The following is a 15,466-nucleotide window of genomic DNA, read 5'->3' on the forward strand; positions in this document are numbered from 1 at the left end:
GTATAGGAGGCTTTGACAGATGGAAACAATAGCTAACGTAGAACCGGTGGTAGTCTGCGCCCGCGTTATGCAAATATTTTTTGGTTCTTTTATTTACATTTATCTGATTGCCAAGCTGGTTGGCCCCGATAACAAATTGGCCTGGTTCAGAAAACGTAAAAAATATACCTTCTTTAACCGCCGTGGTATTTTCGGTGAGGATATTAACTTCGGTTATCCTGTATGCTGGCAAGGTGTTCTTGTTTTCCTGGCGATTTACGGCGTAGTTTTCGGCGTCGGTTATTGGTATATTTTCGTACACGCATATTAAGCTAAAAGTTTTATAAGAGGAAGGATTTGCTTCAATGGCAGAAATTAGAGGTATTGTTGTTAAAAAGCAGGGCGAGCGCGCTGAGGTAAAGGTTGATAAAGCTGAAAGCGAACTGACAGGCCTGCCTAAATATATAGATTGCTGGAACCCGGTAGGTGCCAAGGCCGGCGATGTGGTTGGTGCGGAATACCGTGATTTTGACCAACGCAAGGCTAAGCTGGTTATTTACGGACTGCCGGTAGCAGGTATTCTTGCAGGTGTTGCCTGCGGACACAGCATGGCTACGTTCTTTCATATGGATGAATTGCCGTTTATCGCTGCCTGCATTGTTTTGTGGCTTTTGGTAACCGTAAACTATGCACGTATTTTTAAACGTGATGCTGTACGCGAAGGCAAGCAGGCTGTTATTTTTGAAATCCAGCAGCCGAAGATTGTTATTGATATGGGTCAAAAGGAATAGGCTGAAGCATGAAAGTTATTTTGGCATCAGCCTCTCCGCGCAGACAGGCGCTGCTGCAGCAAATAGGTATTACTCCGCTGGTTTGTCCGGCGGATTTTGCCGAAGGCAGCGGCACTGCCAGCCAGGCGCAGGAGGTTGCTTTGCATAATGCAGCCGGTAAATGCGCTGCTGTAGCAGCAAAAATGGGAGATGAGCTTCCCGTTATTGCTGCAGATACAATCGTGGTAATTGATAATGTTATTTTGGGCAAGCCGCAGGATGCAGCAGCTGCCAAGGCTATGCTGCAGCGTTTGTCCGGACGTACACATCAGGTTATGACAGGCGTTGCTGTGCGCTATAAGGGACAGCAAATGTCCGAGGTGTGCGTTACCGATGTAAGCTTTCGTCAGCTGACTGCTGAAGAAATAGATGCTTATATTGCTACAGGCGAGCCTATGGATAAGGCCGGAGCCTATGGTATTCAGGGCAGAGGTGCTGTTCTGGTGGAAAAAATCAATGGCTGCTATAACAATGTTGTAGGCCTGCCGTTGTCATTGTTGTACTTAATGATGCAAAGATTGGGAGTATGAGGAGCTATGAAGAGTGACTAATCCTGCAGTAAGCAGGACCTGCGATTTTTGCAGTGATTTTAGTAGTATCGACAAAACAACAAACACAGAGAGTATTAAAAATCTTCCCTTAGAGGACAGACCACGGGAAAAACTTTTTCTGCGTGGGGTGGAGGCACTGACGGATGCAGAGCTGCTGGCAATATTGCTGCGCACAGGCACTGCTCAAAAATCAGCGTTGGAAATTGCTAAGGAGCTTACAGCTGACGGAGGTCTGTACAGGCGTCTGGCAGGAGTGAGGGACTTAAATGAGCTTATGCAAATCAAGGGTATGGGGCAGGCCAAGGCAGCAACAGTTTTGGCAGCTCTGGAAATAGGCAGGCGTATTGCGTCGGCCCGCCCTTTGGATAAAATCCATTTTGGCTGTCCGCAGGATGGTGCGGCATTTTTGATGCCACGCCTGCGTTATGCCACAAAGGAACAATTTTTGGTAATTTTGTTGAACAGTAAGAATAAAGTAATAGGCACAGAGCTGGTATCAGAAGGTTCGCTGACCAACTCGGTGGTGCATCCGCGCGAGGTATTCCTGCCGGCGATTCTGCAGCATGCAGCCTCTATCTGCGTGGCACATAATCATCCTTCTGGTGATCCGATGCCAAGCATTGAGGACAGGCAGCTGACAGCTGTTTTGCTGGCAGCAGGACAAACGTTGGGAATTCCGCTTTTGGACCATTTGATTATCGGAGACGGTGCTTATTACAGCTTTCAGGAAGATGGAGCATTAGAAGTTTAGGAGGATAGTCGGAAATGAAGTTTACTTTCCCTAATATCAGTATTTTTAACAATATGTCGGATGACATGGGTATAGATTTGGGCACTGCGAATACGCTGGTGCATTGCAAGGATAAGGGTATTATTATCCGCGAGCCGTCTGTAGTAGCTGTTGAAAAGGATACTAACGAGGTACTGGCAATCGGTGCGGAGGCCAAGAGAATGATTGGCCGTACTCCCGGTAACATTGTCGCTATCCGTCCTATGAAGGATGGCGTTATTGCCGACTATGAAATTACTCAGTCTATGCTGAAGTATTTTATTAAGCAGGCTATGGGCAACCGTACCTTTGTACGTCCGCGTATTTTGGTTGGCGTGCCTTCCGGTGTTACGGAAGTAGAAAAGCGTGCCGTTGTTGATGCTACTATTGAAGCAGGTGCGCGTGAGGCTTATCTGATTGAAGAGCCGATGGCTGCAGCAATCGGTGCCGGCCTGCCGGTACAGGAAGCAACCGGCAGCATGGTTGTAGATATCGGCGGCGGTACCTGCGAGGTTGCCGTAATTTCTCTGGGCGGCATTGTTGTCAGCAAGAGCGTACGCTGCGGCGGCGATGCTATTGACAGTGCTATTGTGCGTTATATCCGCAAAGCCTTTAATATGTTTATCGGCGAGCGTACAGCAGAAAATATTAAAATTGAAATCGGTACCGCAATGAAGGTTGACGAGCCTGCTGTTATGGAGGTTCGCGGCCGTGACTTGCTCAGCGGTCTGCCTAAGAGCATTGAGGTTAATGCTAACCATGTATGCGAAGCTGTAAACGAGCCTGTAAGCATGATTGTGGATGCTGTTCGTAATACCTTGGAGCGTACACCGCCTGAACTGTCCGCTGATATTATGGACCGTGGCATTGTTATGACCGGCGGCAGCTCTATGCTGCGTAATTTGGACAGACTGATTTCTCAGGAAACCGGTATGCCGGTATTCGTATCTGATGAAGCTTTGAACTGTGTTGCTCTCGGCACCGGTATTGCTGTAGAAAATATTGATATTTACCGCAAAGGCTTTATGACCTCTAAATAAGTAGGAATGCAACATGAATAAGAAGGTTATGTTGGTAGCTCTGTTTGTTCTGGTCCTGTTTTCTATGCTGGCGATGGCGGTAGCAGGCAGAAGCCGTTTTCCTTTGGTCAACAGAGCAGTGGCGGCAGTAGTGCTGCCGGTAGAAAGTATGCTGACCGGGTTAGGCCATGCCGGCGATGGCGTGCGTGGCTATTGGAAGGCATTGACAGAAATGCAGAGCGAAAATGCAAATCTGAAACAAGAAAATATTGAGCTGCGTAATGCCAATATCCAGATGGCTTCTATGTATGCCGAAAACAGGCAACTGCGAGGCTTGCTGGAGTATAAGGAGCAGCATAAATCGCAGAAGGTTGTAGCAGCAAAGGTAATTGCCCGCAGTTTCGGCGATTTACGTGACTGCATATATATCGCTGCCGGTAAGGACAGAGGCCTGGCACCTGATATGGCTGTAGTAAACGGTGGCTTGGTAGGCGTGGTTGACGAGGTATATGATGATTATGCCCGTGTACTTTTGCTTACCTCTCCGCGCTGTCGTGTAGGTGCTAGGGTATTGCGCGCTGATTCACGTGCTGTCGGTGTAGCCGGCGGTGTCAGCGGCAAGGATAAACTGCTGTTGGAGCATATTTACCGCGAAGCAAGCCTGCGTGATGGCGATATCATTGTTACCAGCGGTTACAGCGGCACTCATCCTGCGGATATTCTTATCGGTAAGGTTACAGCTACTCATATGGATAGTGTCGGTTTGCTGCAGGAAGCTGATATTGTACCTGCTGCTGATATTGCAGATGTGGAACAGGTATTGGTTATTGTTGGCTTTACGCCGGAAGCGAAAATCGTATTACAGGGAGGACAGGCAAAATGAGGAGACTGATTTGGCCCGTCCTGTTTCTGTTCTTAATGCTGCTGCAGGGATCGATGTCTGTGTACTATACAGGCTGGCTTTCCTGTGACCTGCTGCTTTTAGCGGTATATGCTTATGCGATGCTGCGCGGTGAAAAAGCGGGCGCAGTAGCCGGTGGTATCATCGGACTGCTGCAGGATGCAATGACGGTGGGTGTTTTTGGCTTCCATATTTTCAGTCGTATCTGTGTAGGTTATATAGTAGGCCTGACCAAGGAAAAGGTATTTAAGGATAATTATCTTTATCATATGAGCGCTATTGCGACGATTACTTTTATCTTGCGTTTTGTTTACTGGTGGCTGGAACTTTTGCGCACTGGCGGACGCTGGAGCATCTTTTTTGCATATTTATGGGATTCCCTGGGCTATATTATAGGCAATGCGCTGTTGGTATGGCCTGTTGTAATTATAATGAAGATGATTTATGAATGGATCAGAAAAGAAGATATATCTTATTAAACAGGAAGCGGGAAAGGAGACAGACGTTAGCCTATGGAAGATAGAAACCGGATAACCAGATTGCACACTTTGCTGGTTGTGTGTCTGGTATTATTTGCCGTGCTGCTGGGACGAATGGTTTATTTGCAGCTGTGGCGCGGTGATTACTACGCCAAGCAATCTGACGGCAACAGGCTGCGCCAGTCGCGTATTCTTGCTCCCCGTGGAATTATTTATGATAGCGAAGGCAAAGAGCTGGTAAACAATTTGCCCGGTTATGCTGTAGTATTGCAAAAGCAGTCCAGCTATAAACCTGAAACACTGCAGCGCCTCAGCAATTTGCTGCAGATGCCGGTAGAAGAAATTAACGCTAAAATTAAGGCGAGCGAAAATTTTTATGAACCTATTATGCTGAAAAATAATCTTGATCAGCAGATGGTAACGAAAATAGAGGAACAGCGCCGCTATATGCCGGAGGTTATGCTTTCCGTGCAGCCTATCCGCAATTACCCTTATCATGAGCTTGCTGTACATGCTTTGGGTTATGTAGGTGAGGTAAGCTCCTATGAAATTGAGCAGGGGCTGTTTAAGAATATTACTCAGGGCAGTCTTGTCGGTAAGGCCGGACTGGAAAAGACTTATGATAAATATCTTCGCGGTGAGGATGGCGCCTTTATGGAGGAGGTTGACGTTGCTGGCAACGTTGTCAAGCATTACGATTCCGTGCAGCCTATTCCCGGCAAAAATCTGAAGCTGACGATAGATTACGAGCTGCAAAAGGAGCTGGAAGCTTTTACCGATAAGCATCTTGCTTTTCTGCGCAGCTCCGGTATTGCTCCCGGAGCGAGAGCAGCGGCGGTAGTAGCCATCGACCCGCGCAATGGCGCGGTAAGGGCGATGGTCAGCCGTCCTGGTTATGACCCCAACTGGTTTGTGCATGGCATTTCCTCTAAAAATTGGAACTCCATTAATAATGATCCCAATTACCCGATGAATAACAAGGTTATTACCGGTGAATATCCGCCTGGTTCTACCTTTAAGATTGTTACCGGCAGTGCTGCCTTCGAGTTGAAAAAGGTTGGCTTGGATGAGCCGATTTTCGACGGTGGCTTCCATCCGATGGTTCCCACCATGGGTAACGCCGGCGGCGAGGTTTTAGGCTGGCTGACATTTATCAAAGCGTTGGCGATGAGTGATAACGTTTATTTTTACGAGCTCGGTTATCGCGTCGGCATTGATAATATTGAAAAATATGCGCATATCTTTGGCTTTGGCGAACGTACAGGTATTGACCTGGAAGGCGAAAGCAAGGGCCTTGTTGCCTCTAAAAAAGTAAAGCGTGAAATTTGGGACGAGGATTGGCGCTTAGGTGATACCTTCAATGCTGCCATCGGTCAGGGCTTTAACCTTACGACACCGATTCAGCTTTCTGTTATGCTGAGTATTGTTGCCAATGGCGGTACTAAGTATCAGCCATATTTGGTTGACAGTATTATAAACAGTGACGGCAGTCTTTTTGAAAAGCCCAAACGCGCTGAAGGCAAGCATATCGATGTATCGCAGCAGACGATTGATTATATTCGTATGGGCATGAGTGCTACTACGCAGGAGGGTGGTACGGCATCTTACTTTGCCGGTCTGCCTAAGCCTATTGCCGGTAAAACCGGTACTGCAGAAAACTCTCATGGACGTGACCATGGCTTGTTCGTAGCCTATGGACCGGTAGATGATCCCGAGCTTGTTGTAGTCTGCATTGTGGAACAGGGTGGTTTTGGCTCTGTTGCTGCAGGTCCTATTGTTTATAAAGCATTTGAAGAATTTTTCCAGGAAAGGGGTTATATGCCCCGCCCTGATAAGGCTGCCCCTAAGAAGGACACCATCCAATAATGCAGGAAGGAGTACATTGTGGATTTAAAACGTATCCTAAAAAATCTTGACTGGTGGCTGATTACTGCTGTGCTGATTCTTATGGGCTGTGGCTTGGGACTTATCGACAGTGCTACCCATTCCTTTGCTGTCAGCACCGGTAAGGCCTGGCATGTGCAGCGCCAAAGTATGTTTATGCTCTTTGGCCTGGCTATTGTTACTGTATCATTGGCTTTTGATTACCGTGTTCTCAAAAATTATGCCACCAAGCTGTATATAATTAATATCATACTGCTTTTAGCGGTAATGTTTGTAGGACAAAGTCAATTGGGCGCACAGCGCTGGATTCAAATAGGCTCAATGTCCTTTCAGCCCAGTGAATTTGCTAAGGTCTTTCTCATTATCTGCTTAGCAACCTTTATGGATAAGCGTATTGAATGGCTGGAGGAATTTAAGGATTACCTGCCGGTTTTTGCTTATATTCTGGTGCCGTTTATACTTGTTATGCGTCAGCCGGACTTAGGAACATCGTTGACTTTTATAGCTATTTTAATAGGTATGATTTTTGTCAGCGGCTTTAAGTATAAGTGGTTCTTCCGCATGGGGCTGGCTTTTATGGCCTTGCTGCCGGCATTTTGGATGATTCTGAAGGATTATCAGAAGAACCGTATCCGCGTTTTTCTGAATCCGGAGCTTGATCCTTTCGGCAGCGGTTATCATGTTATTCAGTCCAAAATTGCTATCGGCAGTGGCGGCTTCCTTGGCAAGGGCTGGCTGGCCGGAACGCAGAGCCAGCTGAACTTTTTGCCGGAAAACCATACGGACTTTATTTTTGCTGTTGCCGGTGAAGAGTTTGGCTTTATCGGAACGGTGTTTATCATTTCTATGTATATGATTATCATTTGGCGCGGTATTGCGATTGCGCTTGATGCAGATGATACCTTCGGCATGCTTCTGGCAACCGGTGTAACATCTATGTTTATGTTCCATGTTATGGTCAACATTGGTATGACTGCCGGTATTATGCCTGTAACCGGTGTACCTTTGCCGTTCTTGAGTTATGGCGTCAGCTCGCTTACGACGAACCTTATGTTGGTGGCGATTTTGTTGAATATTAAGGTTAAGAAGCAGAATTTACAGTTCTGAAGATGATGATATTAACCTTTTTATAAAAAAGTAGAGGGAGCGGTCGACGCTAAAATGCCATATGCTTAGCAACGACTCCTAGGAGTACGTTTAGTACGCCGTCGTCGCCGTCGCTTCGCCTCTGACACTTTCTCGTCAACCTTTTTATACAATATTAGAAGAATCGGTCGACGCTAAAGCATCATATCAGATAAATATTGACGAAAACTGTTTTTGATAAACCCTTCAATCATTAAAAATAGAGGAGAAAATGAATTTGAAAAAGGATTTAACTATTGATATTTTAAGCAGCGTGCAAAAGCCTGCACGCTACACCGGTGGCGAGTTTGCCAGCATTGTTAAGCCTGCTGATGAAGTAGAGGCAACTATTGCTCTGGCCTTCCCGGATGTATACGAAGTAGGTATGAGTTACCTTGGCTTCAAAATTTTATACCACCTGCTGAACAAGGAAAACGGTATTGCCGCAGAACGTGTTTACGCACCCTGGATTGACCTGGAAGCGAAGATGCGTGAGCGTGAAATTGCGCTTTGCACTCTGGAAACTAAAAAGGCTCTGAGCGAATGTGATATTGTAGGCTTTACTCTGCAATACGAGCTTTCCTATACCAATATCTTAAACATGCTTGATTTGGGTGGCGTGCCGCTGCTTGCTAAGGATCGTACCGATGCAGACCCCTTTGTTATTGTAGGCGGTCCCTGCGTGTACAACCCGGAGCCTTTGGCTGATTTCTTCGATTTTGCCGTTATCGGTGAAGGCGAAGAGGTTTTGATTGAGGTAATGCGTTGCTACAAGGAGTGGAAGCGTGAAGGAAAACCCGGCGGCAGACAAGAATTCCTGCAGCGTGTGGTAAAAATCAAGGGCATTTATGTACCTTCCTTCTATGAAGCAGAATATAATGAGGACGGCACCTTTAAGGCAATTAAGCCGTTGCGTGAGGATATTCCTGCTGTTATCCAAAAGCGTGTTGTAGAGGATATGAACAGCGTAGATTTCCCGACCTCTCCGATTGTTCCTTTCGGTGAGATTGTCCATGACCGCATTATGCTGGAGGTTTTCCGTGGCTGCAGCCGTGGTTGCCGTTTCTGCCATGCAGGTATGGTTTATCGTCCGGTGCGCGAGCGCAAGCCGGAGGTGCTGATGGATCTGTCGCGTAAGCTGGTAGATAACACAGGCTATAACGAAATCAGCCTGGTATCCCTTTCCAGCGCCGATTATTCCTGCCTGGCACCGCTCGTACATAAGATGATTGGCGAATTTAAAGATGAACGCGTTAGCGTTTCTCTGCCTTCTCTGCGTATCGACAGCTTCTGTGTTGCTATTGCTAAAGAGGTACAGGCAGTGCGTAAGAGCGGTCTGACCTTTGCTCCGGAAGCAGGCAGCCAGAAGATGCGTGACGTTATCAACAAGGGCGTTACCGAAGAGGATTTGATGAATGCTGTCGGTGCAGCGTTTGAATCCGGCTGGAACAGCGTTAAGCTGTACTTTATGATCGGCCTGCCCTATGAAACAGACGAGGATGTACTGGCGATTGCCGATTTGGCGCGCAAGGTACAGTATAAATATTTCCAGATTATCGGTAAGCGTGGCTGCAAGGTTACTGTAAGTGCTTCTTCCTTCGTACCTAAGCCGTACACTGCTTTCCAATGGTTCGCGCAGAACGATTTAGAAGAAATCCGCCGTAAGCAGTTCCTGCTGAAGGATGAAATCAAAAAATATAAGAATATCACCTTAAACTACCATGATGCCAAGACCGGTACGATTGAGGCTGTTTTCGCCCGTGGTGACCGCCGTGTAGGCAAAGCGCTGCTGCTGGCATGGCAGAAGGGCGCGCGTTTTGATGGTTGGAGTGATTGCTTCTCCTACGAGCGTTGGCTGGAGGCTATCAGCGACGCCGGTCTTGATAAAGACTTTTACGCTGCCCGCGAGCGCGGTGAGCAGGAGGCTTTCCCGTGGGAGCACATTTCTCCGGGTGTCAGCCGCCGCTTCCTGTGGAACGAATGGCGTAAGGCTTACGCTCAGCAGCTTACGCACGACTGCCGTCGCACAAGCTGCACCGGCTGCGGTGTTTGCCAGGCTCTGGGCGTAAAAATCGTTGACTATAAAGAAGAGTATCAAAACAATGGGGAGGTACAGGCATAATGAAACTGCGTATGCAAATTACCAAGGATAAGGATATCCGCTTTATCTCCCATCTGGAATATGTGCGCACCATCGGCCGTGCAATCCGTCGTGCCAAGCTGCCTGCTGCCTATTCCGAAGGCTTTAATCCGCATTTGAAGTTCAGTCTGGCTTCTGCGCTGGGTGTAGGCGTTGTAAGCTATACGGAGTTCGTAGAAATCGAGCTTGCCGAGCCTATGGAGGTTGAAAAGGCTGCGTTGGCTCTTGATGCTGCTTTACCGCGCGGTATCCGCGTACTGGCTGCCGATGCTGTTGATACGCATCACGCTGCCCTGATGAGTCAGGCGGCAGGTGCAAGCTATCGCGTAACGCTGCCCTATAGCGAGGACGTGAGCGCTGCTGTTGCAGAGTTTAATGCTGCGCCGGAGCTGCTGTTCAAAAAAGCAGCACCTAAGACTAAGGCGAAGTTCAAAGAAATCGACGTTAAGTTTTACATTCCGAAACTGACTGCGGAGCAGACCGAAACAGAAACAATCTTCAGTTTCGACTGCAAGATTACACCGACAGGCAGCATGAAGGCAGTAGATTTGCTGAATGCGCTGAACGAGCAATATGGCTTGGCTCTGCCTGTAGAAATGGCGGATATTGAGCGCCTCAGACTGTATCGCAATAATAAAAACGGCAAGCCTATTCCAATGCTGAACAGTGATGCCGTAACCTTAGGCTGAGATTGACTTAAAGCTGTAAAAATAAAAAAGAGCAAAGCTTGCTAAGTGCTTTGCTGATTACGAAACCCCGTGGCGACTGCCGCGGGGTTTTTGTGTACATTGAATATGCTATTTTATCTGCAGCTCCAGCTTATATATATATTTATCGGTATCACCTGTCAGCCAGTAATCACACAACGATGTTACATAGAGTGGTGAAATCGGCGTAAGCTGATGCTCCTTGCAATATTCTGCCAGCATTTGCAGATACTTTTTATTGTTAAACATGTAGATACCCTGAAAATAAAGCGTCAGATAATCGCCTGCGGGCTTTTGATAACAATGCGGTGTAGGGAGCTTATCATGGATCGTATAAAAATAATGCTTCAGATGCTTTGTTGCAAAATCCTGCAGAATTTCCGTATCGTAAATATAACCAAAGCCGTTGCTTGTTAAAGTGATATCGTGTTGCAGATTGGTAAACATTTTGGCTATATGCGAGGAACGCTTTTTGAAGCATTCATTTTCTTCGGTAGCGTTGCTCAGATAAAGATAATGTGCCTGCTCATGGACAAGCGTAATTTTATCCAGAGTAATGTCCGCAATATGGTCGAGCTTGCTTAGTTCGCTTTGCAGCTCTTTTTTCATAGCCTGCAGACGGGCAATTTCCTGTGTGAAGAAATCTATGCGCTCATTAAATAAATCACGGTAGTTTTGTGGCGAGCGGTTGGCAAGATAATCTTTGATGCGTGCAATCGGCACATCAAGCTGGCGCAGTGTCAGAATCAGCTGCAGTAAAAACAGCTGGCTGCGCTTATAATAGCGGTAACCGTTTTCGTCAACAAGTTCTGGCGTAATCAATCCCAGCTTATCGTAATAAAGCAGAGTCTTGCGGGGAATTTTGCAAAGCTGCGATAATTCACCGGTTGTGAAGTAATTTTGTATGTTTTTTGACATTTTTAGCATTTCCCCCTTGACTGTCTAGCTGCTATACACAGTATTATAACATATAAAAGAGAAAATGCATATTAAGACTTAATCCAAATAATTTTAGGTGCTTAATATGCACTTCGTTGATGTTTTTTGTGATGAGTGAATGGAGGTATATCTGTGAAAAAATTGGCTAGTAAAGGTTTATTGATGAGCGCATTGATTTGCGGTAACGTACTCTGGGGGGGGACAACAGTTCTTGCTAATGAGGTTCAGGAGTATGAACTGGATGAGATGGTTGTAACAGCTACGAGAACAGCGCAAGAGAACATAAAAGTTCCCGCTCAGGTTAATGTTATTACTGCAGAAGATATTAAAGAAAAAAATGTTTTAACGATTACTGATGCATTGAAAACAATACCTGGTTTATATGATGGTAGAGCTGGTGGCATGTCTGATGTTGCTAATAGCATTCAAATTCGTGGCTTTGCTGAAGATGAAATTTTAGTACTGTATGATGGTATGCCGTTAAATGATGGTTATTCTGGCAAAGTAAACTGGAGTGCTATTGCTATTGATGATGTTGCAAAAATTGAAGTTCTTCAGGGTGCTGCTTCTTCTCTTTATGGTGGACGTGCTGTTGGCGGTGTAATTAATATCATTAGTAAGAATCCTGATAAAGATAGTGTACATGTTTATGCTAACTATGGTTCAGATAGCACCTGGAAACGTGGCATTAATTTGAGCAAAAAACTTAATGACAAATGGTCCTTAGGCTTTGGTTATGAAAACAAAGAAACAGACGGTCATTACAAGAAGTTGATTTACAAATACAAAACAAAAGCTAAGAATACTCCGGCTTCTGGCAGTGTAATAGGTACTGGTGCAGTAGCAGATAAGCATAGCAATGGTAAGGATATGTATATTTTGGGACAACCTGGTGGTGGTCGAAGTGAGGATAATACATATAACTTTAAGATTAAATATAATTTTACTGATAAACAGTCTATGACTTATAGATATACGCATGATAAATACAAATATTTTGCAACTGATCCAGTAACTTTTATTCATGATGCAGACGGAAAGCCTATGTTTAGTGGTAGCGTTCTGTTACCAGATGGTAAATACTTGGATTTTACTGAGAGCGATTTTACAGATTATGATGGTCGCCGTAATATTGATCGTCATGCATTGCAGTACAAAGATGATGAAAATAACATTAACTTTAATCTAGGTCTGACAAATGTAAAAGATTATGGTTATGCCACGGGTAGTGATTTAGCAGGTCAAGGTTCCGGCAATGATTCAAAATATCCTAGCAAGGCTTACAAGGCAGATTTTCAAAAGGTTTGGGAAGGAAGTAAGAATACTGTAGTTGCAGGCTTTAACGTTCAAAAGGATACGATGGAATACGTTAAAGCAAACCTTTCAAAATGGAGTGATAAAGATTCTATAACATCTATTAAGAGTAGAATGGGAGGCACTAATTTAAATGGTGCGTTATTTGTTCAAGATGACTTGAAGTTAAGTGATGTATATGGATTGACCATGGGTTTACGCCTCGACCATTATCAAAAGAAAGATGGTTTTTTTGATGATGCATCTACTCACATCGATCAACGAGAAGAAAAATATACAGAACTGAGTCCTAAATTAGCATTCAGATATATGCCGGATGAAGATACGACCTATTATGTATCTTACGGACATTCATTTAATGCACCGAGTCTGTATAAGTTGTATCGTCATGATCCGGCTTATGGTTATGTGGCTAACCCAGATTTGAAACCTGAAACAAGTGATACTTTTGAAATTGGTTTGAAAAAGAATTTTGGCTCTAAATTGTATGCTACATTGGCATTATATACAGCTAAGACTACGGATATGATTAATGCTGAAACTCGTTCTGATGGCAAAAAATGGTATGTAAACATTGATGAAGCCAAACGTCAAGGTGCTGAACTTGCTCTGGATTATCAAATGGATAATAAGTTTAGTACTTTTGCTAATATCAACTTACAACATGCTGTGGATGGGGCTGGCGATAGAATTTACTCTATTCCTAAGCAATTGCTTAAAGCAGGAGTAAAATACAATTATGATAAATGGACTGCATATATTAATGGACAATACGTAAGTAGTCGTAATACTGAAAAACAGATTGGTGGTAAACTTTATGCAGAAGACGGTTTCTTTACAGCCGATGCTGGAGTAAGCTATCAATTCATGAAGAATGGCACCATTAGCTTTGCTGTTAATAATATTTTTGATAGAGATTATTGGCAGTGGTATAAAGCTGATGGTAGAAGTTGGAATGTTGGTGTAGACTTTACATTCTAATCCCCTCGTTCATCTCTCATCAATTACATAAAGCAATAAGGATAGGGTAAAGTACACGCCCTATCCTTATTTGCGCCTTTGCCGAGAGGCAATATATGTAAAAATTCTAAAGGAAGGTGGTGGATGCATGGCTTATAACCTTAAACGTTTAACCGGCTATGCTCTTGGCTTTGTACTGTTTTATGCGCCGGTGGCGCTCTTTCAGCGCTGCCTGTTCTATCTGCTTTACGGCAGCTGGCAGCCGCAGAGTATTCATGGACTTTGTTTTCGTATACCGATAGAGCATATTTTGGACGGAATCATCTGGCGGCTGACACCGATAAGCATGCTGAGTACATTACTGCTTTTGGCAGCAGCGTTCTTCCTGGGGCCTGTTTTTTGCGGCAGGTTGTGCCCGGCAGGTGCGTTTACCGAATATCTGTCGAAGCTGGTGCCGTCTAAATTTCAAATAAGCTGGCACCGTTATACAGAAATTGCCCCCATCCGTTACGGTATGCTGGCAGGCTTTTGTCTTGTGCCCTTTTTCGGCGGCATTCTGGCCTGCTCATATTGCAACTTCTTTTTGTTTGATTTATTGGCTAACTATTATACACGAGGTTATTTTATTTCACTGACATCCAGTCTACTGCTGACAGCTGTTATGTGGGTGCTTGTCTTTGGTATCTTTACTAAAGGCGGACGCGGCTTCTGTAATTTTTTGTGTCCGGTGGGAGCGGCACAGGTACTGATGCATGCCATAGGCTGCAGGCTGCCGTTTGTATTGCGCATGCGTGTTGATAAAAGCCAATGCATAGGCTGTGGCTTATGCGAAAAGAAGTGTCCGATGGAATCCGCTGAGCTTGCTGAAGGCAAAGCGCAGATTAATCAGCATAACTGTATCTGCTGCGGCGTATGTCAGCATGCTTGCCCGGTGCAGGCTATCAGCTACGGGAGGAAACGCGTATGAAAAATAAGCTGATAAATTTTATTGCGGCAATGGGAATTCCTGTCAGCGGCATTACTACGCAAGGGGCAGGATGTACAGGGATTTGCGGCAGCTGCAGCTTGAATTGCGCGCCGGGAATAGTTGCTTTACTGCTTTTGGCAGGCAAGGCAATTTACAAACGTTATCATGGCGGGGTGGTGCAGCATGAATAAGCAAATTTTGAAGCGTGTGTTGGCCTTTGTGTTGATGGCGGTAGTAATGGTAGGCCTGGTATTTTTCCGCAGTGAAAATAATTACGACAAGCACTATTTTCGTGCTAAGCTGGCGCGGGGGCAGGAAGTGCATTGCCAAATAGACCTTGGCAAGGAGGGAGCGCTGAAATATCTGCTGCAGCCCAATATCTATACCTTATATTTACGCCTGCTACCGGATGATAAGCAAGCGCAGCTGCGCTGCGAGGGCGAAGGCTTGCAGATGTTGCTGTCGCGCAGCAGCAAGAAAGGCTTGTGGAAAAAGCTGGCGCCTGATGAGATGATAAAGCAGTACAAGGGACAGATGTCAGTGAGTGCGGAGCTGTATTTTTCGCCGGAGCAGCTGAAGCAGCGGCACGTACAGCAGGGAAAAATCAAGTTCTATGACGCAAAGGGATTGTACGGAACTGTCATTGTTGACGTAATCAATTCGCGGGTGAAGTAAGATTAATATGGTTTTCAAGCTGTGGGCAGAAGTTCTGTCTGCAGCTTTTTTCAATAGAAACATTTGCGAGTTTAGAGAAGCAAATGTATTTCTTCTTTTTCTCCTCCACGTGCCCGTCAAGTGCAGTAAATTTGAAAATTTTTCAGACAATAAGTCTTGACGGGGGGGGCAACTGTATTATAATGAATTCAACAGCAAGAGTTTGCAGATAGCTTTATAACAGTACT

The 15,466-nt window shown here is 45.3% G+C and carries 16 protein-coding genes; 15 read left to right on the top strand and 1 reads right to left on the bottom strand.

The features are described 5' to 3' along the window. Positions 1-19 precede the first annotated feature (19 nt). The 11 genes from KAH19_RS06770 to KAH19_RS06820 all read left to right on the top strand — a co-directional run bounded on the left by KAH19_RS06770 (position 20) and on the right by KAH19_RS06820 (position 10,366). On the top strand, positions 20-310 hold the full coding sequence (locus tag KAH19_RS06770; protein ID WP_009145327.1) for a hypothetical protein: 291 nt from the start codon (positions 20-22) through the stop codon (positions 308-310). Between the two features lie 34 nt (positions 311-344). Next, positions 345-770, top strand: a complete 426-nt coding sequence (locus KAH19_RS06775; RefSeq protein ID WP_210683949.1) for a SoxR reducing system RseC family protein — start codon at positions 345-347, stop codon at positions 768-770. 8 nt (positions 771-778) lie between these two features. Then, positions 779-1,339 (top strand): nucleoside triphosphate pyrophosphatase, encoded by a 561-nt coding sequence (locus KAH19_RS06780; RefSeq protein ID WP_210683950.1) that lies wholly within the window; start codon positions 779-781, stop codon positions 1,337-1,339. A 13-nt stretch (positions 1,340-1,352) separates the two neighbouring features. Next, the gene (gene radC / locus KAH19_RS06785; RefSeq protein WP_210683951.1) at positions 1,353-2,111 is read left to right on the top strand and encodes a DNA repair protein RadC; all 759 of its coding nucleotides are present in this window, start codon (positions 1,353-1,355) and stop codon (positions 2,109-2,111) included. A 14-nt stretch (positions 2,112-2,125) separates the two neighbouring features. Further along, a complete protein-coding gene (locus KAH19_RS06790; protein ID WP_009145323.1) occupies positions 2,126-3,169 on the top strand; it encodes a rod shape-determining protein in 1,044 nt (347 codons plus the stop codon). Positions 3,170-3,182: 13 nt separating this feature from the next. Then, positions 3,183-4,031, top strand: coding sequence for a rod shape-determining protein MreC (mreC, locus tag KAH19_RS06795; RefSeq protein ID WP_210683952.1), 849 nt, complete (start codon positions 3,183-3,185; stop codon positions 4,029-4,031). Then, complete coding sequence (gene mreD, locus KAH19_RS06800) at positions 4,028-4,528, top strand: rod shape-determining protein MreD (RefSeq protein WP_210683953.1); 501 nt, start codon at positions 4,028-4,030, stop codon at positions 4,526-4,528. The genes mreC and mreD overlap by 4 nt, the downstream gene beginning before the upstream one ends. A 33-nt stretch (positions 4,529-4,561) precedes the next feature. After that, positions 4,562-6,394 (top strand): penicillin-binding protein 2, encoded by a 1,833-nt coding sequence (gene mrdA, locus KAH19_RS06805; RefSeq protein ID WP_210683954.1) that lies wholly within the window; start codon positions 4,562-4,564, stop codon positions 6,392-6,394. A gap of 18 nt (positions 6,395-6,412) precedes the next feature. After that, positions 6,413-7,519, top strand: coding sequence for a rod shape-determining protein RodA (rodA, locus tag KAH19_RS06810; RefSeq protein ID WP_210683955.1), 1,107 nt, complete (start codon positions 6,413-6,415; stop codon positions 7,517-7,519). 250 nt (positions 7,520-7,769) lie between these two features. Continuing rightward, entirely contained in the window at positions 7,770-9,659 is a 1,890-nt protein-coding gene (locus KAH19_RS06815; protein ID WP_210683956.1) for a TIGR03960 family B12-binding radical SAM protein, read from the top strand. After that, the gene (locus tag KAH19_RS06820; protein ID WP_210683957.1) at positions 9,659-10,366 is read left to right on the top strand and encodes a TIGR03936 family radical SAM-associated protein; all 708 of its coding nucleotides are present in this window, start codon (positions 9,659-9,661) and stop codon (positions 10,364-10,366) included. Before KAH19_RS06815 ends, KAH19_RS06820 begins: the two co-directional genes overlap by 1 nt. 108 nt (positions 10,367-10,474) lie before the next feature. Here KAH19_RS06820 and KAH19_RS06825 read toward each other — a convergent pair whose 3' ends face one another. Continuing rightward, positions 10,475-11,302: a MerR family transcriptional regulator gene (locus tag KAH19_RS06825; RefSeq protein ID WP_210683958.1), complete on the bottom strand. Its 828-nt coding sequence runs from the start codon at positions 11,300-11,302 to the stop codon at positions 10,475-10,477. Positions 11,303-11,455: 153 nt separating this feature from the next. On the opposite strand from KAH19_RS06825, the gene KAH19_RS06830 reads away from it, so the two are divergent. The 4 genes from KAH19_RS06830 (at position 11,456) to KAH19_RS06845 (ending at position 15,239) form a co-directional block, all read left to right on the top strand. After that, positions 11,456-13,618, top strand: coding sequence for a TonB-dependent receptor (locus KAH19_RS06830; RefSeq protein ID WP_210683959.1), 2,163 nt, complete (start codon positions 11,456-11,458; stop codon positions 13,616-13,618). A gap of 127 nt (positions 13,619-13,745) precedes the next feature. Beyond that, positions 13,746-14,564 (top strand): 4Fe-4S binding protein, encoded by an 819-nt coding sequence (locus KAH19_RS06835; protein WP_210683960.1) that lies wholly within the window; start codon positions 13,746-13,748, stop codon positions 14,562-14,564. Next, the gene (locus KAH19_RS06840) at positions 14,561-14,755 is read left to right on the top strand and encodes a hypothetical protein (RefSeq protein ID WP_210683961.1); all 195 of its coding nucleotides are present in this window, start codon (positions 14,561-14,563) and stop codon (positions 14,753-14,755) included. Before KAH19_RS06835 ends, KAH19_RS06840 begins: the two co-directional genes overlap by 4 nt. Continuing rightward, the gene (locus tag KAH19_RS06845) at positions 14,748-15,239 is read left to right on the top strand and encodes a hypothetical protein (protein ID WP_210683962.1); all 492 of its coding nucleotides are present in this window, start codon (positions 14,748-14,750) and stop codon (positions 15,237-15,239) included. Before KAH19_RS06840 ends, KAH19_RS06845 begins: the two co-directional genes overlap by 8 nt. Positions 15,240-15,466 lie beyond the last annotated feature (227 nt).

The organism is Phascolarctobacterium sp. Marseille-Q4147, assembly GCF_017968825.1.
GTDB lineage: Bacteria > Bacillota > Negativicutes > Acidaminococcales > Acidaminococcaceae > Phascolarctobacterium_A.

Coding starts and splice junctions, on each gene's coding strand:
- KAH19_RS06770 (WP_009145327.1), top strand. CDS start 20: ATGGAAACAATAGCTAACGTAGAACCGGTGGTAGTCTGCGCCCGCGTT.
- KAH19_RS06775 (WP_210683949.1), top strand. CDS start 345: ATGGCAGAAATTAGAGGTATTGTTGTTAAAAAGCAGGGCGAGCGCGCT.
- KAH19_RS06780 (WP_210683950.1), top strand. CDS start 779: ATGAAAGTTATTTTGGCATCAGCCTCTCCGCGCAGACAGGCGCTGCTG.
- KAH19_RS06790 (WP_009145323.1), top strand. CDS start 2,126: ATGAAGTTTACTTTCCCTAATATCAGTATTTTTAACAATATGTCGGAT.
- mreC (WP_210683952.1), top strand. CDS start 3,183: ATGAATAAGAAGGTTATGTTGGTAGCTCTGTTTGTTCTGGTCCTGTTT.
- mreD (WP_210683953.1), top strand. CDS start 4,028: ATGAGGAGACTGATTTGGCCCGTCCTGTTTCTGTTCTTAATGCTGCTG.
- mrdA (WP_210683954.1), top strand. CDS start 4,562: ATGGAAGATAGAAACCGGATAACCAGATTGCACACTTTGCTGGTTGTG.
- KAH19_RS06815 (WP_210683956.1), top strand. CDS start 7,770: ATGAATTTGAAAAAGGATTTAACTATTGATATTTTAAGCAGCGTGCAA.
- KAH19_RS06820 (WP_210683957.1), top strand. CDS start 9,659: ATGAAACTGCGTATGCAAATTACCAAGGATAAGGATATCCGCTTTATC.
- KAH19_RS06825 (WP_210683958.1), bottom strand. CDS start 11,302: ATGTCAAAAAACATACAAAATTACTTCACAACCGGTGAATTATCGCAG.
- KAH19_RS06835 (WP_210683960.1), top strand. CDS start 13,746: ATGGCTTATAACCTTAAACGTTTAACCGGCTATGCTCTTGGCTTTGTA.
- KAH19_RS06840 (WP_210683961.1), top strand. CDS start 14,561: ATGAAAAATAAGCTGATAAATTTTATTGCGGCAATGGGAATTCCTGTC.
- KAH19_RS06845 (WP_210683962.1), top strand. CDS start 14,748: ATGAATAAGCAAATTTTGAAGCGTGTGTTGGCCTTTGTGTTGATGGCG.